21 protein-coding genes and 1 pseudogene are annotated in these 26,252 nt (G+C 73.5%); 17 read left to right on the top strand and 5 right to left on the bottom strand.

The genetic code is table 11. The annotated features are described in order from the left end of the window. Positions 1-370 (top strand): annotated as a pseudogene (locus H300_RS32625) (hypothetical protein); the annotation flags it as partial. Positions 371-393: 23 nt separating this feature from the next. Next, the gene (locus tag H300_RS27995) at positions 394-1,323 is read left to right on the top strand and encodes a tetratricopeptide repeat protein (RefSeq protein ID WP_486583952.1); all 930 of its coding nucleotides are present in this window, start codon (positions 394-396) and stop codon (positions 1,321-1,323) included. Positions 1,324-1,560: 237 nt separating this feature from the next. On the opposite strand, the gene H300_RS0119525 is transcribed toward H300_RS27995, so the two are convergent. Next, the gene (locus H300_RS0119525; protein ID WP_028428759.1) at positions 1,561-2,835 is read right to left on the bottom strand and encodes a DUF1015 domain-containing protein; all 1,275 of its coding nucleotides are present in this window, start codon (positions 2,833-2,835) and stop codon (positions 1,561-1,563) included. Positions 2,836-2,944: 109 nt separating this feature from the next. Between H300_RS0119525 and H300_RS27990 the strand changes: the two genes are divergently transcribed. After that, positions 2,945-4,015 carry an HAD hydrolase-like protein gene (locus H300_RS27990; protein ID WP_078516144.1) on the top strand — a complete coding sequence of 357 codons (1,071 nt, stop codon included), beginning with the start codon at positions 2,945-2,947 and terminating at the stop codon, positions 4,013-4,015. 36 nt (positions 4,016-4,051) lie between these two features. Here the strand turns inward: H300_RS27990 and H300_RS0119515 are convergent, their stop codons facing one another. Beyond that, complete coding sequence (locus H300_RS0119515; RefSeq protein WP_028428758.1) at positions 4,052-4,918, bottom strand: siderophore-interacting protein; 867 nt, start codon at positions 4,916-4,918, stop codon at positions 4,052-4,054. A gap of 244 nt (positions 4,919-5,162) precedes the next feature. Next, positions 5,163-6,200 carry an ABC transporter substrate-binding protein gene (locus H300_RS0119510; RefSeq protein WP_028428757.1) on the bottom strand — a complete coding sequence of 346 codons (1,038 nt, stop codon included), beginning with the start codon at positions 6,198-6,200 and terminating at the stop codon, positions 5,163-5,165. Positions 6,201-6,386: 186 nt separating this feature from the next. On the opposite strand from H300_RS0119510, the gene H300_RS27985 reads away from it, so the two are divergent. The 8 genes from H300_RS27985 to H300_RS0119470 all read left to right on the top strand — a co-directional run bounded on the left by H300_RS27985 (position 6,387) and on the right by H300_RS0119470 (position 14,733). Beyond that, positions 6,387-7,412 (top strand): iron chelate uptake ABC transporter family permease subunit, encoded by a 1,026-nt coding sequence (locus H300_RS27985; RefSeq protein WP_037981102.1) that lies wholly within the window; start codon positions 6,387-6,389, stop codon positions 7,410-7,412. Beyond that, positions 7,409-8,437 (top strand): iron chelate uptake ABC transporter family permease subunit, encoded by a 1,029-nt coding sequence (locus H300_RS0119500; protein ID WP_028428756.1) that lies wholly within the window; start codon positions 7,409-7,411, stop codon positions 8,435-8,437. Before H300_RS27985 ends, H300_RS0119500 begins: the two co-directional genes overlap by 4 nt. 1 nt (position 8,438) lies before the next feature. Next, the gene (locus H300_RS0119495; protein ID WP_486583951.1) at positions 8,439-9,356 is read left to right on the top strand and encodes an ABC transporter ATP-binding protein; all 918 of its coding nucleotides are present in this window, start codon (positions 8,439-8,441) and stop codon (positions 9,354-9,356) included. A gap of 10 nt (positions 9,357-9,366) precedes the next feature. Further along, positions 9,367-9,633 carry a hypothetical protein gene (locus H300_RS0119490; protein ID WP_028428754.1) on the top strand — a complete coding sequence of 89 codons (267 nt, stop codon included), beginning with the start codon at positions 9,367-9,369 and terminating at the stop codon, positions 9,631-9,633. 7 nt (positions 9,634-9,640) lie between these two features. Continuing rightward, positions 9,641-10,462: a TlyA family RNA methyltransferase gene (locus H300_RS0119485; RefSeq protein ID WP_028428753.1), complete on the top strand. Its 822-nt coding sequence runs from the start codon at positions 9,641-9,643 to the stop codon at positions 10,460-10,462. Beyond that, positions 10,459-11,373: an NAD kinase gene (locus tag H300_RS0119480; protein WP_028428752.1), complete on the top strand. Its 915-nt coding sequence runs from the start codon at positions 10,459-10,461 to the stop codon at positions 11,371-11,373. Before H300_RS0119485 ends, H300_RS0119480 begins: the two co-directional genes overlap by 4 nt. Before the next feature lie 209 nt (positions 11,374-11,582). Then, the gene (gene recN, locus H300_RS0119475; protein ID WP_028428751.1) at positions 11,583-13,331 is read left to right on the top strand and encodes a DNA repair protein RecN; all 1,749 of its coding nucleotides are present in this window, start codon (positions 11,583-11,585) and stop codon (positions 13,329-13,331) included. Between the two features lie 250 nt (positions 13,332-13,581). Then, a complete protein-coding gene (locus H300_RS0119470) occupies positions 13,582-14,733 on the top strand; it encodes a glycosyltransferase family 4 protein (protein ID WP_028428750.1) in 1,152 nt (383 codons plus the stop codon). Positions 14,734-14,820: 87 nt separating this feature from the next. On the opposite strand, the gene H300_RS0119465 is transcribed toward H300_RS0119470, so the two are convergent. After that, complete coding sequence (locus H300_RS0119465) at positions 14,821-15,849, bottom strand: LacI family DNA-binding transcriptional regulator (RefSeq protein WP_028428749.1); 1,029 nt, start codon at positions 15,847-15,849, stop codon at positions 14,821-14,823. A gap of 253 nt (positions 15,850-16,102) precedes the next feature. Beyond that, positions 16,103-17,908, bottom strand: coding sequence for a glycoside hydrolase family 15 protein (locus H300_RS0119460; protein ID WP_028428748.1), 1,806 nt, complete (start codon positions 17,906-17,908; stop codon positions 16,103-16,105). Positions 17,909-18,246: 338 nt separating this feature from the next. Here H300_RS0119460 and pyrG point away from each other — a divergent pair, with 338 nt between their 5' ends. From pyrG to H300_RS0119430, 6 genes are all read left to right on the top strand, one after another. Continuing rightward, complete coding sequence (gene pyrG, locus H300_RS0119455) at positions 18,247-19,896, top strand: CTP synthase (protein ID WP_028428747.1); 1,650 nt, start codon at positions 18,247-18,249, stop codon at positions 19,894-19,896. A gap of 3 nt (positions 19,897-19,899) precedes the next feature. After that, positions 19,900-20,562 carry an NUDIX hydrolase gene (locus tag H300_RS0119450; RefSeq protein ID WP_028428746.1) on the top strand — a complete coding sequence of 221 codons (663 nt, stop codon included), beginning with the start codon at positions 19,900-19,902 and terminating at the stop codon, positions 20,560-20,562. 97 nt (positions 20,563-20,659) lie between these two features. Continuing rightward, the gene (locus H300_RS27980; RefSeq protein WP_051270225.1) at positions 20,660-22,684 is read left to right on the top strand and encodes a tetratricopeptide repeat protein; all 2,025 of its coding nucleotides are present in this window, start codon (positions 20,660-20,662) and stop codon (positions 22,682-22,684) included. A 259-nt stretch (positions 22,685-22,943) separates the two neighbouring features. Then, complete coding sequence (gene ald / locus H300_RS0119440; protein ID WP_037981096.1) at positions 22,944-24,059, top strand: alanine dehydrogenase; 1,116 nt, start codon at positions 22,944-22,946, stop codon at positions 24,057-24,059. Positions 24,060-24,427: 368 nt separating this feature from the next. Beyond that, positions 24,428-25,609, top strand: coding sequence for a ParA family protein (locus tag H300_RS0119435; protein WP_051270224.1), 1,182 nt, complete (start codon positions 24,428-24,430; stop codon positions 25,607-25,609). Beyond that, on the top strand, positions 25,606-26,181 hold the full coding sequence (locus H300_RS0119430; protein WP_028428743.1) for a hypothetical protein: 576 nt from the start codon (positions 25,606-25,608) through the stop codon (positions 26,179-26,181). Before H300_RS0119435 ends, H300_RS0119430 begins: the two co-directional genes overlap by 4 nt. The last annotated feature ends 71 nt before the right edge of the window (positions 26,182-26,252 follow it).

The following is a 26,252-nucleotide window of genomic DNA, read 5'->3' as shown; positions in this document are numbered from 1 at the left end:
AGCCGTGGTGGTGGGTTCCGTCGGGATGAGCGTGGGTCGTCGCGCGATGATCGTGGTCCGCGGCGTGATGACAGCCGTGGTGGTGGGTTCCGTCGAGACGACCGTGCGCCGTCCCGCGACAGCCGTGGTGGCGGGTTCCGCCGAGACGACCGGGGGCCCAGCCGGGACGACCGGAGCGGGCGTCCCGCCTACGGCGGGCCTCGTCGGGACCGTGACGACCGGGGCCGTTCCGGGGACTTCCGTGGCCGGCGTGACGACCGGTCGGGCGCACGCGGTCCCGGAGGCGGTGGCTACCGGCGGGATGACCGCCAGGACGACCGGCGGATGGATCGTGAGCCGATCCGCCGGCTGCCCATCCCCGATGACGTGACCGGGGAGGAGATCGACAAGGACGTGCGGCAGGAACTGATGAGCCTGCCGAAGACCCTGGCCGACGATGTCGCCCGGAACCTGGTGATGGTGGCCAAGCTGCTGGACGAGGCGCCGGAACAGGCTTACGCCTACGCGAAGGTCGCGCTGCGACTGGCGTCCCGGGTCGCCGCCGTACGGGAATCGGCCGGATTTGCCGCCTACGGGGTGCAGAAGTACGGAGAGGCGCTCGCCGAGTTCCGGGCTGCCCGGCGGATGACAGGCGCCCACTACCTGTGGCCGGTGATGGCCGACTGCGAGCGCGGCCTGGGTCGGCCCGAGAAGGCGCTGGCGATGGCCGGGGAACCGGAGGTCGGCAGGCTCGACAAGGCGGGCCAGGTGGAGATGCGACTCGTGGCCGCCGGAGCCCGGCGCGACATGGGCCAGACCGACGCCGCCGTGGTGACGCTGCAGAGTCCGGAACTGGCCTCCCACTCCGTCCAGCCGTGGTCCGCGCGTCTGCGGTACGCCTACGCTGATGCCCTGTTGGAGATCGGGCGCGAGGACGAGGCCCGCGAGTGGTTCGCCAAGGCGCTGGAAGCGGACCAGGGCGGAACCACCGACGCGTCCGACCGCCTCGCCGAACTGGACGGGATCGAGTTCACCGACGCGCTGGACCCGGAAGCCGAGGACGACGAAGTGGCCGTCGTCTCCGCCGAGCAGGCCGCAACGGTCGCATCCGCCCAGGGCGCGGCGGTCGTGGCCGAGCGCGGGACTGAGGCAGCCAAGGTCGTGGAGGACTCGTCTGCGGGCGACAGCGCCGACGACCCGAAGGGGAGCGCGACGGAGGACGGAGTCCGGGAAGCCGAGGAGCAGCACACTCTCGCGGAGGCCCCGGCCGCAGAGCCCGCGGAGGGGGCGCCCCTCACCGACGGGCCCGCAGACGCGTCGCCGGAGGGTCGCCGCGACAGCTGAGGGGGCGACGGTCCCGGGGCGGCTGCTGCCCGTCCGCAGGTCCGGGGCGGAGAGGTGCCTCCGCCCCGGGGCCTGCGGCGTTCCCTGCCACGGCTTCCCACTGCGCCTCTCGCAGGCGTCCGCTCCACGGCACCCGCCGGTGCACCGACGACCGCCCCGTCGCCGAAGCAGCGTCCGGCTCTGCCTCGCCTCGCTGCCGAAGCCCCACCCGCTGCCGAAGCCGCGCCGCTGGGGCTCTCAGGCCTCGTCGTCGAGGGTGCGCAGCACCAGGCCGGTTGCCGGCTTCGGGCCGAAAGAGGTGGACTTGCGTGGCATCGTGATATGTCGGCGGGCGAGTTCGCGGACGGTCGCCTCCTCGGCCGCCCGCATCAGGACGGCGCTGCCGCCGGTCTGCTGGGCCCGCGAGAGAGCCCCGGCGGCGGAGTGCAGATAGGTGATGGCTCTCGGGTTGTCCGGCACTCCCCAGACCGCGGTGAGCAGTACGGAGTGCAGCACAGTGGCGTCCAGTGCGCGCCAGGCCGCGGGCCGGTCGTGCCGCACGGCCCGCGCCAGCAGCTCCGGATCGGGGCGGTCCAGGAGATGGAACGACCCGTTCCCGGCCGACAGGAGGAAGGCGTTGCCCTCGGCCGCCCCGAGTGCGGCGAGCGCGTCGTCCAGTCTGTCGGCCACCGGCCGGATGCGGAAGGCACCGTCGAGCTCGGCCAGTGCCCGTGCGGGCGGCACCTCGGGCAGCACCCGGTGGATGGCCCGGACCTCCAGCGGGTAGCGGGCCGTGTCCACGAGCAGCACCAGCCCGTGGTTCCACGCCGGACGCTCCGGGTGCTCGGCGCGCAGCCGCAGATAGGTCGCCCAGCGGTGGTGGCCGTCGCCGATCAGCGCGTGCCGGGTGGCCAGGTCGGCGCCCGCAGCGGCCAGCTCGACCGGGTTCGTCACCGCCCAGAGCCGGTGGGTGAGACCGTCCCCGGTGGTGGTGGTCAGCAGCGGTTTCCCGGACGCGGCCCGTTCGACGACTCCGGCGGCCCCGGAGCTGTCCCCGGTTCCGTCCCCGCGGTAGGAGAGCAGCAGGGGTTCGAGGTTGGCGGCTGTCTCCCGCATCAGCGAGAGCCGGTCCTCGACCACCTCCGGCACCACGTCCTCGTGCGGCAGCACTACGCCGTCCTCCGGCGGTGTCAGCTCCAGCGCGCCGATCAGGCCGCGCTGGAGGACGTCGGTGTCCCCGTGGCGCTGCTCGTACACGTACAGGGCGGGCTCCGGGTCGCGTACCAGGACGCCCTCGTCCTGCCAGGCGCGCAGCATGTCCGCGGCCCGGCGGTGACCCGCCGCGGGGTCTGTGGCCGGCGGGAGGATCAGCCGGACGATGTTGTACGGGTCGGAGGTCTCCAGTTGCAGCACTCCGTCTGGTCTGACGACGACGTCGTAGGGCGGCGAGGTCACGGCCGCGAGGCTGCCGACCCGTTCCGGGGCGTAGCGGAGGCCGCGGAAGGGGCGGAGATGGAGGCCGTCGGCATGCATCCCAGAATGCTAAGCCCGCACTCCGGGCGGACCGCGGGGCGGGTGAGAGGATCGCGGTCGGCCCGGAGCGCGGGCAGGGACGACGAAGAGCGCGAGGAGTCGAACAGCGATGCTGCGAACATCCCGGGAACCGCTAGGGCGGGCCTACGACACCGCACTGCTCGACCTCGACGGGGTCGTCTACGCCGGCGGTGCGGCGGTTCCCCACGCGGTGGAGGCCCTGGAGCGGGTGGGGGGCGACGGCATGCGGCTGGCCTATGTGACCAACAACGCGGCCCGCACCCCGCAGACCGTGGCCGACCACCTGGTCCGGCTCGGTGTCCCCGCCGCGGCGGAGGACGTCGTCACCTCCGCGCAGGCGGTGGCCCGGCTGATCGCCGCCCAGGTGCCGTCCGGCGCGCGGGTGCTCTGCGTCGGTGGCGAGGGGTTGCGGGCGGCGCTGGCCGAGCGCGGACTCACCGCGGTCGACTCCGCGGATGACGATCCGGCGGCGGTGGTGCAGGGGTACGGAGGCACCGATCTGCCCTGGGGACGTCTCGCCGAGGCCGCGATCGCGGTGGGGCGCGGCGTGCCGTGGTTCGCCTCGAACGCCGACCTGACCATTCCCAGCGGTCGGGGGATCGCCCCGGGGAACGGGGCGGCTGTCGAGGTGGTGCGGATCGCCACCCGGCACCTGCCCGAGCCGCCGGAGCCGCAGGTGGCGGGCAAGCCCGAGCCGCCCATGCACCGGGAGACGGTGCTGCGCACCGGCGCGCGGCGCCCGCTGGTGGTCGGCGACCGGCTGGACACCGACATCGAGGGCGCGCACCGGGGCGAAGTCGACTCCCTGCTGGTGCTGACCGGGGTGACCGACGCTGTCCAGTTGCTGGCCGCGCCGCCGCTGCACCGTCCGACCTATGTTTCGGCGGACCTGCGCGGGCTGTTGAGCGCCCAGCCTGCTCCCGAGGCGGTCGCCGACGGCTGGGTGTGCGGCGGCTGGACCGTCCGCTCGGGCCCGTCGTCCGGCCCGGAACTCTCCGGCGAAGGTGAGCCGATGGACGGACTGCGGGCGCTGTGTGCGGCGGTCTGGACCGCGGCGGATGCCCCTGCCGGGCGGCCCTCCGGCTCCACTGGTCCCGTGGGCGGGACCGGCGAAGGTGCTCCGCTCGCGGCCCGTGCGCTGCGCCGTCTGGGCCTCTGAGGCCCGAGGAACCGGGCGGCCGGGGCGGACGTCCGGTCAGTCGTCGCGCTCAGCGTCCGCCGTCGCCTGGGCGCGCAGCTCCTCCTCGGTGGCCCCGAGGCGCCAGTAGCCGACGAAGGTCACCGAGCGCCGGTCGAAACCGCGTTCGTCGAGCAGGTGGCGGCGCATCGTGCGTACGCCGCCGGCCTCCCCGGCGAGCCAGGCGTACGGCCGGCCGGCGGGGAAGCGCGTCGCGCGCACCGCGTCGAGCAGCGGCTCGGAGCGGCGGCTTCCTCGTCCGCCGTGCACGAGCCAGACCACCTCGACCTCGGGGTTCCGGGCCAGTTCCCGGCGGTCGGCCGCGTCCGGCACGGTGATCCACACCTTCGCCCGGGTGCCGGCGGGCAACTGGTCGAGGATGCCGCACACCGCCGGCAGTGCCGTCTCGTCGGCGGCCATCAGCACCCAGTCGGTCCGCTCCGGGGGGTGCCAGCAGATGCCCTTGTTCTCGGGAATGACGGGGCCGAGCAGGACGGCGGTGTCGCCTGCAGCCGCCCGGCCGGCCCACCGGGACGCGGGGCCGACGTCGCCGTGCAGGACGAAGTCCACCGCGACCTCGTCGGCGCCGGGGTGCTGAGCGCGCACGGTGTAGGACCGCATCACCGCCCTCACTTCGGGGTCCATGGCCCGCCACTGGGCGTACCAGTCGGGTCCGGCGTCGCGAGGGAGCACCGGCTCGGGCTGCCCCGGGTGCGGGAGGAACAGCGAGAAGCACTGGTCCCGGCCACCGGAGGCGAAGTCGCGGAGCTGCTCCCCGCCGAAGGTGACGCGGACGAGGGAGGGGCTCAGCCGCTCCGTCCGGACGACGCGGACGTCGAAGAAGCTGTAGGTGTCGGTGGCCGGTGTGGCGATCGAGGTGCTCACGGGGTGGGCTCCTTGGCGGGTCGGGCCGAGTGGGTAGAAGGGCCGCCGTGGGGGAGCGGGCGGGAGGGCTGCAGGCGGGGCCGGGCGGGCGTACCGGGAGCGGCGGGCGCCCTGCGGACGCGGTCCGTCCGGGCGGGCCCCGAACCCCGGCCTCGAACCCCGGCCCCGAACTCGGTCCGGGCCGGGAGACCCCGCCCCGGCCGGGGCCGGCCGCCCGGGCCCGGCCGGGTGCCCGCCGGGGCGGTCAGCCGAGCTTCTTGGCGTCCTGGAGCGCCTTGGCCAGGTTCTCCAGCAGCGGTGCGGCGCCCAGGTACGAGAACCGCGGGACCGCGTCCCAGGTGGCCACCTGGGACGCCTTGACGGCCGGCAGGTCGGACCAGGACGGCTTGGAGGTGAGGTCCTTCGGCTGGAGGCTGGTGGTCCGGTTGTCCAGGATGATCAGGTCGGCTTCGTACTTGTCCGCGTTCTCCCAGCTCAGGCTCTCGAAGTAGCCGCCCTCGTCGGTGTTGTCGGGAACGACGATGTCGACGCCGAGTTTCTTGAAGTACATCAGGTCGCCGGAGATCTCGGGGTTGGAGACGTAGAAGGTATCCGCCGCACCGGAGGCCGCGAGCACTCGCAGGCCCGCCGACTTGGCGGTCCTGCGCAGCGTCTCGGCGGCGGCTTCGAAGCGGGCCTTGGCGTCCGTGACCTTCTTGGCGCCGAGGTCCGCACCGAGCGACTCGGCGAGCTCGGCGTAGCGCTTGATCGGTTCGGTCATCGGCACCCGGCCGGTGGTGATCAGGACGCTCGGTGCGAGCTCGAGTATCTTGTCCTTGCTCTCGTCGGGCACGTACCAGTACGCGTCCGGGTCGTACATGTGGGTGACCAGCAGGTCCGGCTTCAGGGCGGCGTACTTCTCCACGCTGAACTCGCCCCAGACGTTGCCGATGACCTCGACCTTGTCCACGTCGAGTTCGCCCGCGGTCGGGTCCGGCTCGCCGTTCTTCTGCTTCGTCTCGCCGAAGACGCCGACCAGTTCGTCGTCCAGTCCGAAGTCGTGCAGCGCGGCGGCGGTACCGGTGAAGGCCACGACGCGCTCCGGGCGTGCGTCCGCCGTGACCTTCTCACCCCGGTCGTCCGTGAACGACCAGGAGTCTTCGCCGCTCCCGCTCCCGCTGTCCGCGCCGTCCGAGCCGCCGTCCTCGCCGCCGCAGGCGGTGACCAGAGCGCCCAGTCCGAGGGCGCCGCCGGCTGCGAGCACTCCGCGGCGGCTGAGACGGAAACTTCCGAGGTGCGACATAACGGTGCCTTCTTCCACTGGTGTTCGGCTTCGGCTGTGGCGGTACGGCGGGGGCCTGTGAGCCCGCCTCGCAGTTAGGTTAACCTAACCAAAGCTGTTGTCCGGCAGCCGGAGTCCCGTCTCCGCACGTCCCCGAGTGGAGCAGAGTCCGTGCCCCTGTTGAAGACCCGGCAGAAGCCGGGGCCGGTGGCCGTAGGGCCGCCCGATCCGGAACGGACGGCCGGACGGTACGCCCTCCGCGCCGTCGGGCTGCTCGCCGCACTGGTGGCGCTGCTGCTTGTCGTGGCGCTGAGCATCGCGGTCGGCGCGAAGCCGATGACGCTCGCCGAGGCGTGGAGCGGGCTGACCGACAGCACCTCCGCCACCTGGACCGTGGTGCACGAGATGCGGCTGCCCCGGACGTATCTCGGCCTGTTGGCGGGGTGCGCGCTCGGCCTGGCCGGCGGCGTGATGCAGGCGCTGACCCGCAACCCGCTGGCGGACCCGGGCCTGCTCGGCATCAACGCCGGGGCCGCCGCCGCGGTCGTCTCCGCGATCTCCTTCCTCGGGGTCACCGACTTCGCCGGCTACGTCTGGTTCGCCTTCGCCGGCGCCGCGACCGTCTCGGTGCTGGTCTACGCGGTCGGTGGCGGACGCGGCGCCACCCCCGCCCGGCTCGCCCTGGCCGGGACCGCGCTCAACGCAGCCCTGTTCTCCTACGTCAACGCCGTGCAACTGCTGGACAAGGCTTCCCTGGACCGGATGCGGTTCTGGACCGTCGGCTCACTGGCCAGCGCCGAGTTCGCCACGGTGGGCAAGCTGCTGCCCTTCGTGCTGACCGGTCTGTTCGTGGCGCTCGCCCTGGCCCGGCCCCTCAACGCGATGGCGCTGGGCGACGACTCCGCACGTTCGCTGGGGGCCGACCCGGCGCGCACCCGGAGGGGAGCCGTTCTCGCGGTGACGCTGTTGTGCGGGGCCGCGACCGCGGCCTGCGGGCCGATCGTCTTCGTAGGGCTGATGGTGCCGCACCTGGTGCGCTCGCTGACCGGTCCCGACCTGCGCTGGATGCTGCCCTACTGCGCCGTGCTGGCGCCGGTGCTGCTCCTCGGCGCCGACGTGCTCGGCAGGCTGCTCGCCAGGCCGGGCGAACTCCAGGTCGGCATCGTCACCGCCGTCCTCGGCGGACCCGTGTTCCTCTATTTCGTACGGCGACGCAGGATGGCAGCGGCATGAGTGTGATCCGGACGGGCGGTGTCTCGCTCCGCCTGCACCCGCGGCCCTTCCTCGTGGGAGCGCTGCTGGCCTGCGCCGCCCTCGCGATGGCGGTGCTCGCCCTCGGCACCGGGGACTACCCGATCGCCGTACCCGACGTGCTGCGCTCGCTGGCGGGCGCCGGCGAGCCGGCGAACGACTTCATCGTGCGCGAGCTCCGGCTGCCGCGCGCCGTCACCGCCCTGCTGGTCGGTGCGGCCCTGGGCCTGTCCGGGGCGGTCTTCCAGTCGCTGGTGCGCAACCCGCTGGCCAGCCCGGACATCCTCGGTTTCACCCACGGCTCCGCCACCGGCGCGCTGCTGGTGATCGTCCTGCTCGGCGGGAACAGCCTGGCCCTCGCCTGCGGCGCGCTCGCGGGCGGCGTCCTCACCGGTCTCGCGGTCTACGTCCTCGCCTGGCGCGGCGGCCTGCACGGCTACCGGCTGATCCTGACCGGCATCGGTCTCGCCGCCATCCTCACCGGTGTCAACGGCTACCTGCTCACCCGCGGCGACATCATCGAGGCCGGCCGCGCGGTGCTGTGGATCACCGGCAGCCTGGACGGCAGGGGGTGGGACGACGCCCTCCCCCTGCTGGGGGCGCTGACGGTACTGCTGCCGGTGGTCTTCCTCGGCTGCGCCCGCGCGCTGCGCATGATGGAGATGGGTGAGGACGCCTCGTACGCCCTCGGCGTGCGCGTGGAGCACGTGCGGCTGACGCTGCTCGCCGCCGCCGTCCTGCTGGCGGCGTTCGCCGCAGCGGCCGCCGGCCCGGTCTCGTTCGTCGCGCTGACCGCGCCGCAGCTCGCCCGGCGGCTCACCCGCGCCCCCGGGCCCAACCTGCTGCCCGCGCTGTGCACGGGCGCCGCGCTGCTGGTCACCGCGGACTGGCTGGCGCAGCGCGCCTTCACCGGCAGCGTCCTGCCGGTCGGTGTGGTCACCGGCGTGCTCGGGGGCTGCTACCTGGTGTGGCTGCTGGCCACCGAACGCAGGACGGGACGGATCTGACATGCGGCACACATCGAGGGACGGGACCGAGGACATGAGCCACTCCGCTGCGGACGGCCTCCGAAAGCCCGGGAACGACCAGGTCGGACGCGGCCCGGGCCCCCGGGACGGGCGGGGCGTTGACGGCGCCGGGCTGCGCGCCGAGGGCCTGACCCTCGCCTACGACCGGCGCACCATCGCCGAGGAACTCAGCGTCGCCATTCCCGACGACTCCTTCACTGTCATCGTCGGTCCGAACGCCTGCGGCAAGTCGACCCTCCTTCGGGCGCTCTCCCGGATGCTGCGCCCGAAGGAGGGGACGGTGCTGCTGGAGGGCGGCGACATCCACCGCACGCCCGCCAAGCAGGTCGCCCGCACCCTCGGCCTGCTCCCGCAGTCCTCCCTGGCACCCGACGGCATCACCGTCGCCGACCTGGTGGCCCGCGGCCGCTACCCGCACCAGGGGCTGCTGCGCCAGTGGTCCGGCGAGGACGAGCGGGTGGTGCAGGAGTCGATGGCCGCGACCGGTGTCGCCGACCTCGGCGACCGGTTCGTGGACGAGCTGTCCGGCGGGCAGCGCCAGCGGGTGTGGATCGCGATGGCCATCGCCCAGCAGACCCGGTTGCTGCTGCTCGACGAGCCCACCACCTTCCTGGACATCCAGCACCAGATCGACGTGCTGGACCTGTGCGCCAGGCTGCACGAGGAGCAGGGCCGCACCATGGTCGCCGTCCTGCACGACCTCAACCACGCGGCCCGCTACGCCACCCACCTGATCGCCATGCGCGAGGGGCGGATCGTCGCCCGGGGCGCCCCGGCGGAGATCGTCACCGCTCCCCTGGTCGAGGAGGTCTTCGGACTGCGCTGCCAGGTGATCGAGGACCCGGAAAGCGGGACACCGCTGGTCGTACCGGCGGCCCGGCGGCGGGTGGCCGTGTAGCGTCGGTCCCATGGACCAGGCAGCATCCGCCGAGGAGCCGGCGGAACCGCGGCAGCCGCCCGAGCAGGGCGCTCCGGAGCAGTCGGACGACGGCACGCCGCGGCCGCTCGGCGTCGGGATTCGGCCCACCGCGCACTCCGGGGTGGACACGGCGCTGCGGAGGCTGGCCGATACCGGCCACCTCGCCGTGCCCGGCCACCTGGAGGTGTACGAGGATGTGCACCGCGGTCTGCGCGACACGCTCACCGCGCTCGACCAGCACGACTCCGGGAGCTGAACCCAAGGTGGCAGGAGCACGACCCCGACGCAGCCGGCTCGACACCGAGCTGGTGCGCCGCAGACTGGCCCGCTCGCGCGAACACGCCGGCACCCTGATCGCCGCCGGCCGCGTCACGGTGCGCGGGAACACCGCCGCGAAGTCCGCCACCCAGGTCGAGACGAGTGCCCCGATCGTGGTGCTCGAGGACGCGGACGATCCGGACTACGTCTCGCGCGGCGGGCACAAACTGGCCGGCGCCCTCAACGCCTTCACTCCGCTCGGTCTCGCCGTCGAGGGCCGCCGCGCTCTCGACGCGGGCGCCTCCACCGGCGGCTTCACCGACGTGCTGCTGCGCGCCGGCGCCCGGCACGTGGTCGCCGCCGACGTCGGCTACGGGCAGCTCGCCTGGCAGCTCCGCGGCGATGAACGGGTCACCGTCAGGGACCGTACCAACGTGCGGGAACTGACAGCCGACACGCTGGGCGGGGAGCTGGTGGAACTCGTCGTGGGCGACCTCTCGTTCATCCCCCTCGGCCTGGTGCTCCCGGCGCTGGTGCGCTGCTGCACCCCGGACGCGGACCTGGTGCTGATGGTCAAACCGCAGTTCGAAGTGGGTCGGGAGAGACTGGGCAGCGGGGGAGTGGTACGCAGCGCGGAGCTGCGCGCCGAGGCGGTGCGGACCGTCGCGGACCGCGCCGCGAGCCACGGACTCGGCGTGCGCGGGGTGACGGCCAGCCCGCTGCCCGGTCCCTCGGGGAACGTCGAGTACTTCCTGTGGCTGCGCGCCGGGGCACCCGCACTCGACCCGGCGGACGTCGACCGTGCCGTGGCGGAGGGACCCCAGTGACCACCGGGAACAGCGAACGAACCGTCTTCCTCCTCGCGCACACCGGCCGTCCGGCCGCCGTCCGCAGCGCGGAGCTGGTCGTGCAGGGCTTCCTGCGCAACGGCATCGGCGTGCGGGTCCTCACCGAGGAGGCCCGCGACCTGCCGCTGCCCGACTCGGTCGAGGTGGTGCCGACCGGTCCGCACATCCTGCGCGGCTGCGAGCTGCTGGTGGTGCTGGGCGGCGACGGCACCCTGCTGCGCGGCGCGGAGTTCGCCCGCGCCTCCGGGGTGCCGATGCTCGGCGTCAACCTGGGCCGGGTCGGCTTCCTCGCCGAGGCCGAGCGCGACGACCTGGAGAAGGTCGTCCACCGTGTGGTGCGGCAGGACTACGAGGTGGAGGAGCGGATGACGCTCGACGTCCTCGTCCGCAACGGAGGGGTGGACGGCGAGCCGCTGCACACCGACTGGGCGCTGAACGAGGCCTCGGTCGAGAAGGCGGCCCGGGAGCGGATGCTGGAGGTGGTGACCGAGGTCGACGGCCGACCGGTCTCGGCCTTCGGGGGCGACGGCGTGGTCTGCGCCACTCCCACCGGCTCCACCGCGTACGCCTTTTCCGCGGGCGGCCCGGTGGTGTGGCCCGAGGTGGAGGCGCTGCTGATGGTGCCGATCAGCGCCCACGCGCTCTTCGCGAAACCGCTGGTGACCGCGCCGGACTCGGTGCTCGCGGTGGAGGTGCAGCCGCAAACCCCCAACGGCGTCCTGTGGTGCGACGGGCGGCGCTCGGTGGAGCTGCCGGCCGGGGCGCGGGTGGAGGTCAGGCGCGGTGCGGTCCCGGTCCGACTCGCCCGGCTGCACCATGCCTCCTTCACCGACCGGCTGGTGGCGAAGTTCGCCCTGCCCGTCACCGGCTGGCGGGGCGCGCCGCACTGAGGCCCGCAGTCGCCGGGACAGCGCGCCACGCGATCGGAGCTGCGCGAACGTCCGCGCGCGCGAGCCGCCGCCGTCCCCCTCCCGCGACCCCGGTGGGGCGGGGGAGGCAGGGGACGCAGGAAGGCCGCGACCGCCCTCCCGCACTCCGGGTGACCGTGACGTCACTCGGTGCGGGAGGCCCGGAGTAGGGAGGGGGCCGATAACCTCGTATGGTCGTATCCGTGTTGGAGGAGATGCGGATTCAAGCCCTGGGCGTGATCGAGGACGCCGCTTTCGAGTTGTCCCCCGGCTTCACCGCGGTGACCGGTGAGACGGGCGCGGGCAAGACGATGGTCGTGACCAGCCTCGGCCTGCTGCTCGGTGGCAGGGCGGACGCCGCCCTGGTGCGGGCCGGCGCCCGGTCCGCCGTCGTGGAGGGACGGATCGCGGTCGCACCGGACGCTCCCGCCGCGGTGCGGGCCGTCGAGGCGGGCGCCGAACTGGACGAGGGCGTGCTGCTGATCAGCCGGACGGTGTCCGCCGAGGGGCGCTCCCGTGCCCACGTCGGCGGCCGCGCCGCACCCGTCGGGCTGCTCGCCGAGCTCAGCGACGACCTGGTCGCCGTGCACGGCCAGACCGACCAGCAGGGCCTGCTGCGCCCCGCCCGGCAGCGGCAGGCGCTGGACCGGTACGCGGGCCGGGCGGTGTCGAAGCCGCTCGCCGCCTACACCGAGGCATACCGGCGACTGCGCGCGCTGGTCGCGGAACTCGACGAGATGACCGTGCGGGCGAAGGAGCGGGCGCAGGAGGCCGACCTGCTGCGGTTCGGCCTGGAGGAGATCGCGGAAGTCGAGCCCCGGGCCGGGGAGGACGTCGGACTGGCCGCCGAGGCCGACCGGCTCGGCCACGCGGAGGCGCTCGCCGCCGCGGCCACCACCGCGCACGCCGCGTTGGCCGGAGACCCCGCCGATCTGGAGAGCGTGGACGCCGCCACCCTGGTCGCGGGCGCGCACCGGGCTCTGGAGGCCGTCCGCTCTCACGACGGCGCGCTGGCGCACCTCGCCGACCGGCTCGGCGAGGTGCACATCCTGCTCGGGGACGTGGGCGGCGAACTCGCGGGCTACGCCGACAACCTGGACGCCGACCCGCTGCGGCTCGCGGCCGTCGAGGAGCGCCGCGCCCAACTGACCCACCTCACGCGCAAGTACGGCGAGGACATCGCCGAGGTGCTCGACTGGTCGGAGCAGAGCGGGGCCCGGCTTGAGGAGCTGGAGGGCGACGACGACCGCATCGGCGCCCTGACCACCGAACGTGACGCGCTCCGTGCGGAACTGGGCGTGCTGGCGACCGCCCTCACCGAGGCCAGGACGGAGGCCGCCGAGCGGTTCGCCGAGGCGGTCACCGCCGAGCTGGGCGAGCTCGCGATGCCGCACGCCCGGGTCACCTTCGCGGTGAAGCAGCACGAGGCGTCCGGCGCCGACGCGGGCCTGGACATCGGGGGCCGTTCCGTCGCCTACGGCCCGCACGGCGTGGACGAGGTGGAACTGCTCCTCGCCCCGCACCCCGGTGCCCCGGCCCGGCCGATCGCGAAGGGCGCCTCCGGGGGCGAGCTGTCGCGGGTGATGCTGGCCGTGGAGGTGGTCTTCGCCGGGACCGACCCGGTGCCCACGTACCTCTTCGACGAGGTGGACGCCGGGGTCGGCGGCCGGGCCGCGGTCGAGGTGGGCCGCCGACTCGCCAGGCTGGCGAGGTCGGCCCAGGTCGTGGTGGTCACCCATCTCCCGCAGGTCGCTGCCTTCGCCGACCGCCACCTGCTGGTGGAGAAGACCGACGACGGTTCGGTGACCCGCAGTGGGGTGCAGGCGCTGACCGGCGAGGCACGGGTGCGGGAGCTGTCCCGGATGCTCGCCGGACAGGACTCGCAGCTCGCCAGGGCGCACGCCGAGGAGCTGCTGGCGGCGGCACGGGCGGACGGCTGACCGGCCCGCGGCCCCCACTCCGCGCCACCCGCGGCCTCTCTTCCTCCCCCCGGCGGGCAGCGGCGTCGGCGGGTGGCGTCAGGCAGCATCCTGTTGTTCACCCGGAAGGGTGAATGCGTGCGGGGCGGCCCCGCACAGCGGCCCACCGGCCGGTGCCCCGGGGCCGCACGCCCTCCGGCGGCTGGCATCCTGGGCGGTGCGGCCCCAGGGGACGCGTCCCGCACACCCGCCCGAGTCCGAGGAGCATTCCGTGCCGAGCAGCAGCCAACCGTCACCGTCCCCGCACGGCCGGACTCCGCTGCACACGGTTCAGATCCTCGGCAGCGGCAACCCCGGCCCGGCCGCCCACGTCCGTTCGCTGGCCGCCGGGCTCGTCGCCCGGGGCGTGCGGGTGACGGTCTGCGCTCCCGCGGAGACCGGACCCGCCCACGACTTCACCGGCGTCGGCGCCCGGTTCGCCCCGCTCCAGGCCCGGACCGAGACGGGGGCGCTGGCCGAGCTCCGCGCCCGCTGCGCGGACGCCGACTTGGTGCATGCCCACGGTGTCCGGGCCGGCGTGCTGGCCACCCTGGTGCTCACCGGCCGCCGCCGGGTCCCGCTCGTCGTCACCTGGCACGCCAGGGCGCACGCCCCCGGCGGGCGCGCCCGGCTGGCAGCTCTGCTGGAGCGCCGGGTGGCCCGGGCGGCCCGGGTCGTCCTCGGGGCCAGCTCCGAGTTGGTCGAGCGCGCCCGCCGGCACGGCGCGCGGGACGCCCGGCTGGCGCCGGTGGCGCTGCCCGCACCGCGCGAGTCCGCGGAGCCCGGCGCCCCTCAGGCCGCGGAGGAGGACGAGCGGCAGAAGGTGCGCGCCGAGCTGGGCGCCGCCGGCCGGCCGCTGGTCCTCACCGCGGGGTGCCTGGAACCCGGGAGGGGCCGGCGCACCCTGCTTACCGCCGCCCGGTCCTGGCGGCACCTGGACCCGCTGCCCCTGGTGGTGGTCGCCGGGGACGGCACCGAGCGGACCGCGCTCCAGCGCCGAATCGACGAGGAGGAGCTGCCGGTACGGCTGCTCGGCTGCCGCTCGGACGTGGCCAGGCTACTGCCGGCCGCCGACCTGGTCCTGCTCACCGCGTACGGGGAGGCCCGTTCCCCGCTCGCCCAGGTGGCGCTGCACGCGGGCGTGCCGCTCGTCGCCGCGGCCTCGGCCGGACCGCACGAGCTGCTCGGGGAAGCCGCGTTCCTCGTGCCGTACGGCGACTCCGACGCCCTGGCGGACGCCGTGCGGACGCTGCTCACCGACCCGGCCCGCCGGGTCCGGCTCGTGGCGGCTGGTCTCGCCCAGGCGGCCACGTGGCCCACCGAGGAGCGCACGGTCACCCAGGTACTCAGCGTCTACGACGAACTGACGCCGGCCGGGAGCTGATCCCGGCCACGTCCGGCCGGCCCTCCCCGTGCCGCGCGGCACACGTCCCGGCCGTCCGGGCCGCCGGGGACCGCCCGCGGGGCCCGGTCAGGTCGAGTCGCGGACGACCAGCTCCGCCGGGGTGACCACCGGCGCCAGCCCGCTGCCGTCGCCGACCACGGCGAGGCGGCGCAGCAGGAGATCCGCCATCATGCCGCCCATCTCCTGCACGTCCTGGCGGACCGTGGTCAGCGCGGGGTCCGCCCAGGCCGCCGGCTCCAGGTCGTCGAAGCCGACCACGGCGACGTCCTGGGGGACCCGCAGGCCGCGCTCGCGCAGGGTCCGCAGCGCACCGGAGGCCATGAGGTCGCTGCCGGCGAAGACCGCGTCCAGGTCGGGCACCCGGTCCATCAGCTCACCCATGGCCCGCTCCCCGCCCTCGGCGGTGAAGTCGCCGTGCACGACGAGCGCCGGGTCGTTCCCGTACGGTTCCAGAACCTCCCGGTAGCCGGCCAGCCGGTCCACGGCGGAGGTCTGGTCGAGGGGGCCGGTGATCACACCGATCCGGCGCCTGCCCCGCTCCAGCAGGTGCTGGACGGCGGCACGGGCACCACCGCGGTTGTCGGTGTCCACATACAGCAGCTCGGTGTCCCCGACGGCGCCCGGCCAGCCGGGCCGGCCCCCGAAGACGGTCGGCAGGGCGGAGGCCGTCGCCATCGCGGGCAGTGGGTCGTCCAGGTGCAGGGAGAACATCAGCGCGCCGTCGACGTGCCCGCCGGACAGGTAACGGCCCACCCGCTCGTGGTCCGCGCGCTGCTCGGACAGCAGCAGGAGGAGCTGGATGTCGTGGCGGGCCAGCTCCCGGCTGATGCCGCGCAACTGCTGGGAGAAGAACGGGTCGGCGAACACCCGGGCCTCCGGCTCGGCGATCACCACGGCCACCGCGCCGGTGCGGCGGGTGACCAGGGAGCGGGCCGCCCGGTTCGGCTCGTAGCCCAGCTCTGCCACCGAGCGCCGCACCCGGTCGCACACCTCCTGGCGCACCCCGGCTCCGCCGTTGACCACGCGGGAGACGGTCGCGCGGGACACTCCCGCGTGGGCGGCGACCGCCTCAAGCGTGGGGCGGGGACCGTGCACGTCGAAACTCCTTCGTCAGGGGGAGACCGACGCTACCGCTGCCACCCGGCACCGTGCAGTCCCCGTGGTGAGAGCGCTCTCCGCACTCCGTGCCCGGTCGAGCCTATTCGATGGAGCGCACACCTAACCTGGTCCCGGGCCGCCCCTTCCGACTGATCACCGCGACGGCGCCGCCCGCCCGGCCCCGCGGGTGGGCGGGACGGGGCGGACGGCGCCGGTGCTTCGGTGTGCGCGGCCTGCGGGCGACGGGCGGTCAGCCGCCGTAGGCGCCGGAAGTGGTCAGGCGCAGGGCGGTGTCGATCAGCGGCACGTGGCTGAAAGCCTGCGGGAAGTTGCCCACCTGGCGCTGGAGGCGCGGGTCCCACTCCTCGGCGAGCAGCCCGAGGTCGTTCCGCAACGCCAGCAGCTTCTCGAACAGGGTGCGGGCCTCGTCGACCCGGCCGATCATCGCCAGGTCGTCCGCCATCCAGAACGAGCAGGCCAGGAACGCGCCCTCCTCGCCCTCCAGGCCGTCCACGCCGGGCGTGTTGCCGGCGCTGGTCGGGTAGCGCAGCACGAAACCGTCCTCGGTGGACAGCTCGCGCTGGATCGCCTCGACGGTGCCGATGACCCGCTTGTCGTCCGGCGGGAGGAAGCCCATCTGCGGGATGAGCAGCAGCGAGGCGTCGAGTTCCTGGGAACCGTAGGACTGGGTGAAGGTGTTGCGCTCCTTGTCGTAGCCCTTCTCGCAGACGTCCCGGTGGATCTCGTCGCGCAGGTCCCGCCAGCGGTCCAGCGGGCCGTCCACCTCACCGGACTCGATCAGTTTGACGGTGCGGTCCACCGCGACCCAGGCCATCACCTTGGAGTGCACGAAGTGCCGCCGCGGGCCGCGGACCTCCCAGATGCCCTCGTCCGGCTCGTCCCAGTGGTCCTCCAGGTAGCCGATCAGTTTCAGCTGGAGGAGGCTGGCGTAGTCGTTGCGGGCCAGGCCGGTCATGTGCGCCAGGTGCAGCGCCTCGGTCACCTCGCCGTACACGTCGAGCTGCAACTGCCCGGCGGCGCCGTTGCCGACCCGGACCGGCCCGGAGTTCTCGTATCCGGGCAGCCAGGTCAGCTCCGTCTCGCCCAGCTCCCGCTCGCCGGCGATCCCGTACATGATCTGGAGGTTCTCCGGGTCGCCCGCCACCGCGCGCAGCAGCCACTCCCGCCAGGCGCGGGCCTCTTCGTGGTACCCGGTCCGCAGCAGCGAGGACAGCGTGATGGCGGCGTCCCGCAGCCAGGTGAAGCGGTAGTCCCAGTTCCGGCTGCCGCCGATCTCCTCGGGCAGCGAGGTGGTGGGGGCCGCGACGATGCCGCCGGTCGGGGCATAGGTGAGGGCCTTGAGGGTGATCAGCGAGCGGACCACCGCCTCCCGGTAGGGGCCGTGGTAGGTGCAGTGGTCCACCCACTCCTGCCAGAAGGCCTCGGTCGCCTCCAGCGCGACCTCCGGATCGGGGCGCGGCGGCGCGTCCTTGTGGGAGGGCTGCCAGCTGATGGTGAAGGCGATCCGGTCGCCGGGGGCGACGGTGAAGTCGGCATAGGTCGTCAGGTCCTCGCCGTAGGTGGCGACATCGGTGTCGAACCAGACCGAGTCGGGCCCGGCGACGGCGACCGTGCGGTCCTCCACCTTGTGCACCCACGGCACCACCCAGCCGTAGCTGAACCGCATCCGCAACGAGGAGCGCATCGGCACCCGGCCGCTGATCCCCTCGACGATGCGGATCAGCTGCGGCGCGCCGTCGCGCGGCGGCATGAAGTCGGTGATCCGCACCGTCCCGCGCCGCGTGTCCCACTCGGACTCCAGGACGAGCGAGTCCCCGCGGTAGCGGCGGCGGTCGGCGTGCTTCGGCGCATCGCCGTCGGAGGGTGCGGGAGCAAGCCGCCAGAAGCCGTGCTCCTCGGTTCCCAGCAGGCCCGCGAAGACCGCGTGGGAGTCGAAGCGGGGTAGACACAGCCAGTTGGCCGTACCGTCCCTGCAGATCAGGGCTGCGGTCTGCATGTCCCCGATGAGTGCGTAATCCTCGATGCGCCCGGCCACGAGCATCTCCAGTCGAACAGCGGTGACGCCCCGCGGGACGTTCGTTCCAAAATTGCCAGTTCTGCCCGGACGATCCTCCGGGCAGGTTACGTCGCGGAAGCAGTGATCCGCTCGGTGGCTACGATAGGCCGCCGCGGTCGCCGACGTGACATCGTTGAGCCATTGACCGTCGGCGAGGTCCGTACACGGACGCGCAGCCTCCCTCCGACCGGCTGATACCCTGGTAGCCCGTGGAGCGGAGGGCGAAATCCCCCGAACCGCAGCGACGACACCCCACTCAACACGGTACGGGGTGCGGAGCTCAACCACCTCGCGACCACGGGAGCCCCCTCTTGGCCATGCCGCCGAAGTCCATGACGACCAAGCACCTCTTCGTCACCGGGGGTGTGGCCTCCTCGCTCGGCAAGGGGCTGACCGCCTCCAGCCTCGGGGCACTGCTGAAGGCCCGGGGCCTGCGGGTGACGATGCAGAAGCTCGACCCGTACCTGAACGTGGACCCGGGCACCATGAACCCGTTCCAGCACGGCGAGGTCTTCGTCACCAACGACGGCGCCGAGACCGACCTCGACATCGGGCACTACGAGCGCTTCCTCGACGTCGACCTGGACGGCTCCGCCAACGTCACCACCGGCCAGGTCTACTCCACGGTCATTGCCAAGGAGCGGCGCGGCGAGTACCTGGGCGACACCGTGCAGGTCATCCCGCACATCACCAATGAGATCAAGCACCGCATCCGCCGGATGGCGACCGACGACGTCGACGTGGTCATTACCGAGGTGGGCGGCACCGTCGGGGACATCGAGTCGCTGCCCTTCCTGGAGGCGGTGCGGCAGGTACGGCACGAAGTCGGCCGGGACAACGTCTTCGTGGTGCACATCTCCCTGCTGCCCTACATCGGCCCTTCCGGCGAGCTGAAGACCAAGCCGACGCAGCACTCGGTCTCCGCGCTGCGCAGCATCGGCATCCAGCCCGACGCCATCGTCCTGCGGGCCGACCGGGAGGTGCCCACCGCGATCAAGCGCAAGATCTCCCTGATGTGCGACGTCGACGACGCGGCCGTGGTGGCGGCGATCGATGCGAAGTCGATCTACGACATCCCCAAGGTGCTGCATGCCGAGGGTCTGGACGCCTACGTGGTGCGCAAGCTGGACCTGCCCTTCCGCGACGTGGACTGGACGCAGTGGGACGATCTCCTCGGCCGGGTGCACCGGCCCGACCACGAGGTGACGGTCGCGCTCGTCGGCAAGTACATCGACCTTCCCGACGCCTACCTCTCCGTGACCGAGGCCATCAGGGCCGGCGGTTTCGCCAACCGCACCCGGGTGCGGATCAAGTGGGTCACCTCCGACGACTGCCGCACCCCCGGCGGCGCGGCCGAGCAGCTCGGTGACGCGGACGCGGTCTGCATCCCCGGCGGCTTCGGCGAGCGTGGCGTGGACGGCAAGGTCGCGGCCATCACGTACGCGCGGGAGAACCGCGTCCCGCTCCTGGGCCTCTGCCTGGGTCTCCAGTGCATCGTCATCGAGGCCGCCCGCAACCTGCTGGGCATCGAGGGCGCCAACTCCACCGAGTTCGACCGGGCCACGGCCGACCCGGTGGTGTCCACCATGGCCGAGCAACTGGACATCGTCGCGGGCGACGGGGACATGGGTGGCACCATGCGGCTGGGCATGTACCCGGCGAAGCTCGCCGAGGACTCCCTGGTCCGCGAGGTCTACGGCGGCGAGCCGTACGTCGAGGAGCGTCACCGGCACCGCTACGAGGTCAACAACGCCTACCGCGGGGAGCTGGAGAAGAAGGCCGGACTCGTGTTCTGCGGTACCTCGCCCGACAACAAGCTCGTCGAGTACGTGGAGTACCCGCGCGAGACGCACCCCTACCTGGTGGCCACCCAGGCCCACCCGGAGCTGCGCTCCCGCCCCACCCGACCGCACCCGCTCTTCGCCGGACTCGTCAAGGCCGCCGTCGAGCGGCAGCAGGAGGCCTGAACCATGACCGGACCGCTGAGCGACACCCCGCAGGAATGGCGCGTGGTCCGCACGGACACCCCGTTCACCGGCAACAAGACCAGCGTGCGCACCGACGACGTCGAGATGCCGGACGGTTCGGTCGTCCGCCGCGACTACCAGGTGCACCCGGGATCGGTCGCGGTGCTGGCCCTGGACGAGCAGGACCGGGTGCTGGTCCTCAAGCAGTACCGGCACCCGGTGCGGCACCGGCTGTGGGAGATCCCCGCTGGGCTGCTGGACGTGCCCGGTGAGCACCCGCTGCCCGCCGCGGAGCGCGAGCTCTACGAGGAGGCGCACGTGAAGGCCGCCGACTGGCGGGTCCTCACCGACGTCTACCCCACCGCGGGCGGTTGCGACGAGGCGGTGCGGATCTTCCTTGCCACCGGCCTCTCCGACGCCGAGGGCGACCGCTTCGAGGTCTCCGAGGAGGAGGCCGACATGGAGATCGCCCGGGTCCCGCTGGGCGAGCTGGTGGACGGAGTGCTCGCCGGGGAGCTGCACAACAACTCCCTGGCCGTCGGCGTGCTCGCGCTGACCGCAGCCCGGTCCCGGACGGGCGGCCCCGGCGCGCTGCGCCCGGCGGACGCCCCCTGGCCGGCGCGTCCCTTCACCCCCGAGGCGGCAGGCGGCACCGCGCAGCGGTGACCCGCCCCGCGGGGGCGAGTCCCCGGCGGGACGCGGCCGGGCACGATGTGGCGTGCTGATCCACGGCGGAACGGGACGCAGCCCTTAGTCTCGGTCTGTGACTGATCAGGCGGTGCAGAGCAGCGACCCGTCGGCGACCGTCGGCGACCGTAACCTTCTCGGCCGCGAGCGTGAGCTGGAGGAGCTGCGCGCCGATCTCGAACGCGTCGGCCTGGACACCCTCGCGGGCAGGTCGGTGCCGCGGTCCCGGGTGCTGCTGATCGCCGGGCAGCCGGGTTCGGGCCGGAGCGCGCTCGCCGAGGAGTGCGTGCGGCAACTGGCGGAGGGCTACCGGGATGGCGTCCTGCGCGCCACCCTGACCGACCCGGACGGCACCCCGGTCCCGATCGGACGCGCCGCCCGGGATCTGCTGGACGGCCTCGGCGTCCCCGGGCCGGCCGGCGCGGGCGAGGAGGAGCTCACCGACGCCCTGCGCACCGCGCTGGAGCGCCGGCGCACGATTCTGCTCCTCGACGACGTGGCCTCCGCGGAGCAACTGGCCGAACTGCTGCCCGAGACCCGCAACTGCCTGGTCGTGGCCACCGGCCAGGGCCCGCTCACCGGCGTGCCGGAGGTGCGGCCGTGCACGCTGGGCGCCCTCGACCCGGCGGCCGCGGTGCGCCTGCTGGCCCGGCGCGCGGGGAGCGAGATCCGGATCACCGTGGACCCTCGGGCGGCCGAGTCGCTCGCGGAGAGCTGCGGTCACCACCCCGCCGCTCTGGCTCTGGCCGGAGGCTGGCTGGCCGCCCACCCGCAGTCCTCCGTCCTCGACGCCGTCCGCGGGCTCGCGGAGTCCGCCGACGAGCCCCGCCCCCTGGTCCGGGCGTTCCGGCTGGCCCACCGTTCGCTGACCCCGGCAGCCGCACGGGGCCTGCGGCTGCTCTGCCTGGCGCCGGGCGGTTTCGTCGACGCGCCACTGCTCTCCGCGCTTGCGGGTTGCGCGGTCCCGGAGGCCGCGCGGATGCTGGAGGACTTCGCCCGGCTCGGGTTGCTGCATCCGCTGGGGGAGGGGGCGTACCGGGTACCGGGCTGCCTGAATCCGCTGCTGCGCGCGCGGGTGGAGGCCGCCGAGCGCCCCTCCGAGACCCGGGTGGCGCGGGCCCGGCTGCTGGAGCGCGAGGTCCGGCTGCTGCACTCCTGCTGGGCGGTCACCCAGCCGGAGGGCGGCGAGGCCCGGCGGGAGCTGTCCGAGCAGCCGCGGTCGCTGCGCTTCGACGGTCCGGCCGACGCGGCGCGGTGGCTCGACTCCCGGCTCCCGGCGCTGATGGCCGCGGCCCGGCTCGCCGTGCTCGACGGCGAACTGGATACGCTGGCGCGCCGGTTCATCGCCGCTCTGGCGCGTGCGCTGAACGCGCACCGGGCGCCGGAACGCGTCGCTCCCGAGCAGTACCGGCTGCATGAACTGGTCCTGGAGGTGGCCGAGCGCCGCAGCCTGCACCGGGAGCGGGCCGCCGCTCTGCTCAACCTCGGCGACCTGGACGCCCGTACCGGGCGGCTGCCGGAGGCGCTGAGCCGCTACCGGGCCGCGCTCGCGGCGTCGCGCGCGGGCGACGCGCCGGACCCGCAGGCCAGAGTGCGGGCGATGGATTCGCTCGGCGGCACGTACGCGGAACTGGAGGACTGGACGCGGGCCGCCGACTGGTACGGCCGGGCGCTGTCGCACTGCCAGACCCACGGCGACGTGGAGGGGGCGGCCCGGCTGCACGGCCGTCTGGGGGCGGTCCTGCTCTACGCGGGCCAGTGGGGGGAGGCGCTGCGGGCCTGGCGGGCGGCGGCCGCGGCACACCGCAGATCGCGGGCGCCGCAGGCGCAGGCCCGGGCGCTGAGCGAGGTGGCCCGTGTGCAGGAGCACGCGGGCCGGCCCCGGGAGGCGGCGGCCACCTGCTTCGACGCGCTCGCGGTGGCCGAGCGGGCCGGTGACCTCCGGTTGCAGGGAGCGCTGCGGTTACGGCTGGCGGACACCTGCGAGCGCCTGGGCGAGACCGGCACCGCAGTGGCGCATCGGGCGGAGGCCGGACGACTGCTGGAGGCAACAGCCGATTCCTCCCCGACAGCTGAGGCGAGCCCCTCGGGGGACCTGTGAATCACATGTCCGGATCGCATCAGATCGACTCTTTGTAAGGCTGGACACGAGCAGATCCTTCATTAGACTGGTCTGGCCGCGGTGATCCTCCATGCTTTCGTAAAGTCTGCGGTACCGGAAATGTCTGCGGTACCGAAAATGTCCACCGTGCCGGCCATGGGGGTTCGCCGGGTCCCGCGCCGTCTCCGTTCCGGAGCGGACGACCGGGCTCCGGCTGCGGTGGCCACCCACACCCTCGAAGTCAAGGACCGTGATCGACGTGAAGGTCGGAATCCCCCGCGAGGTCAAGAACAACGAGTTCCGCGTCGCCATCACCCCGGCCGGAGTGCATGAGCTGGTGCGCCACGGCCATCGGGTCCAGGTCGAAGGCGGGGCCGGTCTCGGCTCGTCGATCACCGACCAGGAGTACGCGGACGCGGGCGCCGACGTCCTCGACACCGCGGACGAGGTGTGGGCGACCGCAGACCTGCTGCTCAAGGTGAAGGAGCCGGTCGCCGAGGAGTACCACCGGCTGCGCAAGGGGCAGACGCTCTTCACCTACCTGCACCTCGCCGCGTCGCGGGAGTGCACCGACGCGCTGCTGGAGTCCGGCACCACGGCCATCGCCTACGAGACGGTCGAGTCGGCCCACCGCGCCCTGCCGCTCCTGGCTCCGATGTCCGAGGTCGCCGGCCGGATCGCCCCGCAGGTGGGCGCGTACCACCTGATGCGCTCCGCGGGCGGCCGCGGGGTGCTGCCGGGAGGCGTCCCCGGGGTGCACGCGGCCCGTGCGGTGGTCATCGGCGGTGGCGTCTCGGGCTGGAACGCCACCCAGATCGCGGTCGGACTCGGCTTCCACGTCACTCTGCTGGACAAGGACATCAACAAGCTCCGCGAGGCGGACCGGATCTTCGGCACCCGGGTCAGGGCGATCTCCTCCAACGCCTTCGAGTTGGAGAAGGCGGTGCTGGAGGCGGACCTGGTCATCGGCGCGGTGCTGATCCCCGGCGCCAAGGCGCCGAAGCTGGTCACCAACGAGCTGGTCTCCCGGATGAAGCCGGGAAGTGTGCTTGTCGACATCGCGATTGATCAAGGCGGCTGCTTCGAGGACTCCCGACCCACCACCCACGCGGAACCGACGTTCCGGGTGCACGGCTCGGTCTTCTACTGCGTCGCCAACATGCCGGGAGCGGTCCCGAGCACCTCGACCCACGCCCTCACGAACGCCACGCTCCCGTACATCGTCGAGCTGGCGAACCGCGGCTGGGCGGAGGCGCTGCGCGGGGACCCCGCGCTGGCCGCTGGCCTCAACACCCATGAAGGCCAGGTCGTCTACGGTCCCGTGGCGCAGGCCCACGGCCTGCCGCTGGCCGAGTCGGCCGCCCTCCTCGGCTGAGCCGCCACGACGCCGTTTGGGCCGGACGTCAAGCGGCTGCGTCAATCGGCGCCACGGCAGCTCACCGGTCGGACCTCGCGCACGGGGTGCCGGCCGGTGAGTTGCCGTGTGTCGGCGGACCGCTCCGCGAAACCCGTCGTCGGCCCGCCGGGAACATCACCTTTCAACCTGTTCGCGGCCCTCGGGAGGCTTGCAGCGGGGCGCCTTTGACCCTTGACAACCCGATGTTCCCTTCCCGACACATCGTGCCGTCTCCGGCGGATTGTGTTGCTGCGGAGCCCCGGCACGCCATAGAGTCGCCAATCGTCGGCATGGTGCACGCTGACCTGTCTAGAAATTTCCTGGTCACCAAGGAGGTAAGACGACTTGTGAATGAGTCGACATTTACTCCCGGGGGTGGTCAACCAGGAGCGCCTGCGCAGGGCCAAGGGTCCGCGGGTCTCGAGGCCGTCGGCTCCGTCGCTGTCCGCACCTTCACCGCCCACCAGGACCACACGAGCATGACAGCCCACCAGAGCACGGACGGACCCCACGTGAACGCCACGGCCGGCGGCCGCCAGGACGGTCCGAGCGACCGCCTCGCCGACTACCAGGACCCGCAGTACGGCGAACTGCCCGAGGGTCAGTTCTACGATCCGGACGCCGAGTTCGAACCGGACCCCGAGTACGCCGCCACGCTGGCCCCCGACGCCGCTCGGCAGCGCCGGGAGCGGGTCGGACCCACGGGGCGGACGCTGCCGTACTTCCCGATCCCGGGACCGGTCTCCCCACCGGGTCCCGCGAAGATCATCGCGATGTGCAACCAGAAGGGCGGGGTCGGCAAGACGACCTCGACCATCAACCTGGGCGCCGCCCTCGCTGAGTACGGACGGCGGGTCCTGCTCGTCGACTTCGACCCGCAGGGAGCCCTCTCGGTGGGGCTCGGGGTCAACCCGATGGAACTGGACCTGACGGTCTACAACCTGCTCATGGAGCGGGGGATGGCCGCGGACGAGGTGCTGCTGAAGACGGCCGTCGCCGGCATGGACCTGCTGCCCAGCAACATCGACCTCTCCGCCGCCGAGGTGCAGTTGGTGAGCGAGGTGGCGCGGGAGTCCACGCTCCAGCGCGCGCTCCAGCCGCTGCTCCCGGACTACGACTTCATCGTGATCGACTGCCAGCCCTCGCTGGGGCTGCTCACGGTCAACGCCCTCACCGCGGCGCACAAGGTGATCGTGCCCCTGGAGTGCGAGTTCTTCGCACTGCGCGGGGTCGCGCTGCTCACCGAGACCATCGAGAAGGTCCAGGAACGGCTCAACCCGGAGCTGGAACTGGACGGTATCCTGGCCACTATGTACGACTCGCGCACCGTGCACAGCCGCGAGGTGCTGGCGCGGGTGGTCGAGGCGTTCGACGAGAACGTCTACCACACGGTGATCGGACGCACTGTCCGCTTCCCCGAGACCACCGTGGCCGGGGAACCGATCACCACCTACGCCTCCAACTCCGTCGGTGCCGCCGCCTACCGCCAGCTCGCCAGGGAGGTGCTCGCCCGGTGCCCCGCCGAGTGAGTCTTCCGGCAGCCGACGAACTGTTCCGCACCACCGGGGGCGCGGCCGTGCAGCCGTCCTCGCCGCAGCAGCCGCCCTCCCAGGCACCCGGCGCCCGGGTTCCCGCCCCCGGCGGCCCCCGGGACGGCTCCGGGTCGAACGACGCGTCCTCCTCCGGCGACGCTCCGGGGACCGGTGCGGAGCACACCGGCCGTCAGGAGCCCCCGCGCGCACCGGGCGCGTCCCCGGATACGGCTCCCGGGCAGGAGCCGGGTACGCAGTCACGCAACGGGCGCGGGAACCAGCAGCAGGTGTCCGCGGCCAGGACCCGGCAGCCGGCGGCCGCTCCGCGCCGCGGCCGCTCCGCACCGCGCCGCCCCAGCGGCAGGGAACGCCACGACGAGAAGATCACCGTCTACGTCTCCGCCGAGGAGCTGATGGACCTGGAGCACGCCCGGCTGGTACTGCGCGGTGAGCACGGCCTCGCCGTGGACCGCGGCCGGATCGTCCGCGAGGCCGTCGCGGTCGTCCTGGCGGACCTGGAGGCGCGGGGAGACGCGAGCATCCTGGTGCGCCGGCTCCGCGGCCGGTAGGCACCCCCGCCCCGGAGAGGCTCCGCGGCGGCCCGCCCACCGCAGTGCAGCGGCGTGCGGACGTCCGGTTC

Source organism: Streptomyces sp. TAA040, from assembly GCF_000424845.1.
The sequence above is the reverse complement of the archived record's forward strand: the minus strand, read 5'-3'. Positions and strand labels throughout refer to the sequence as shown.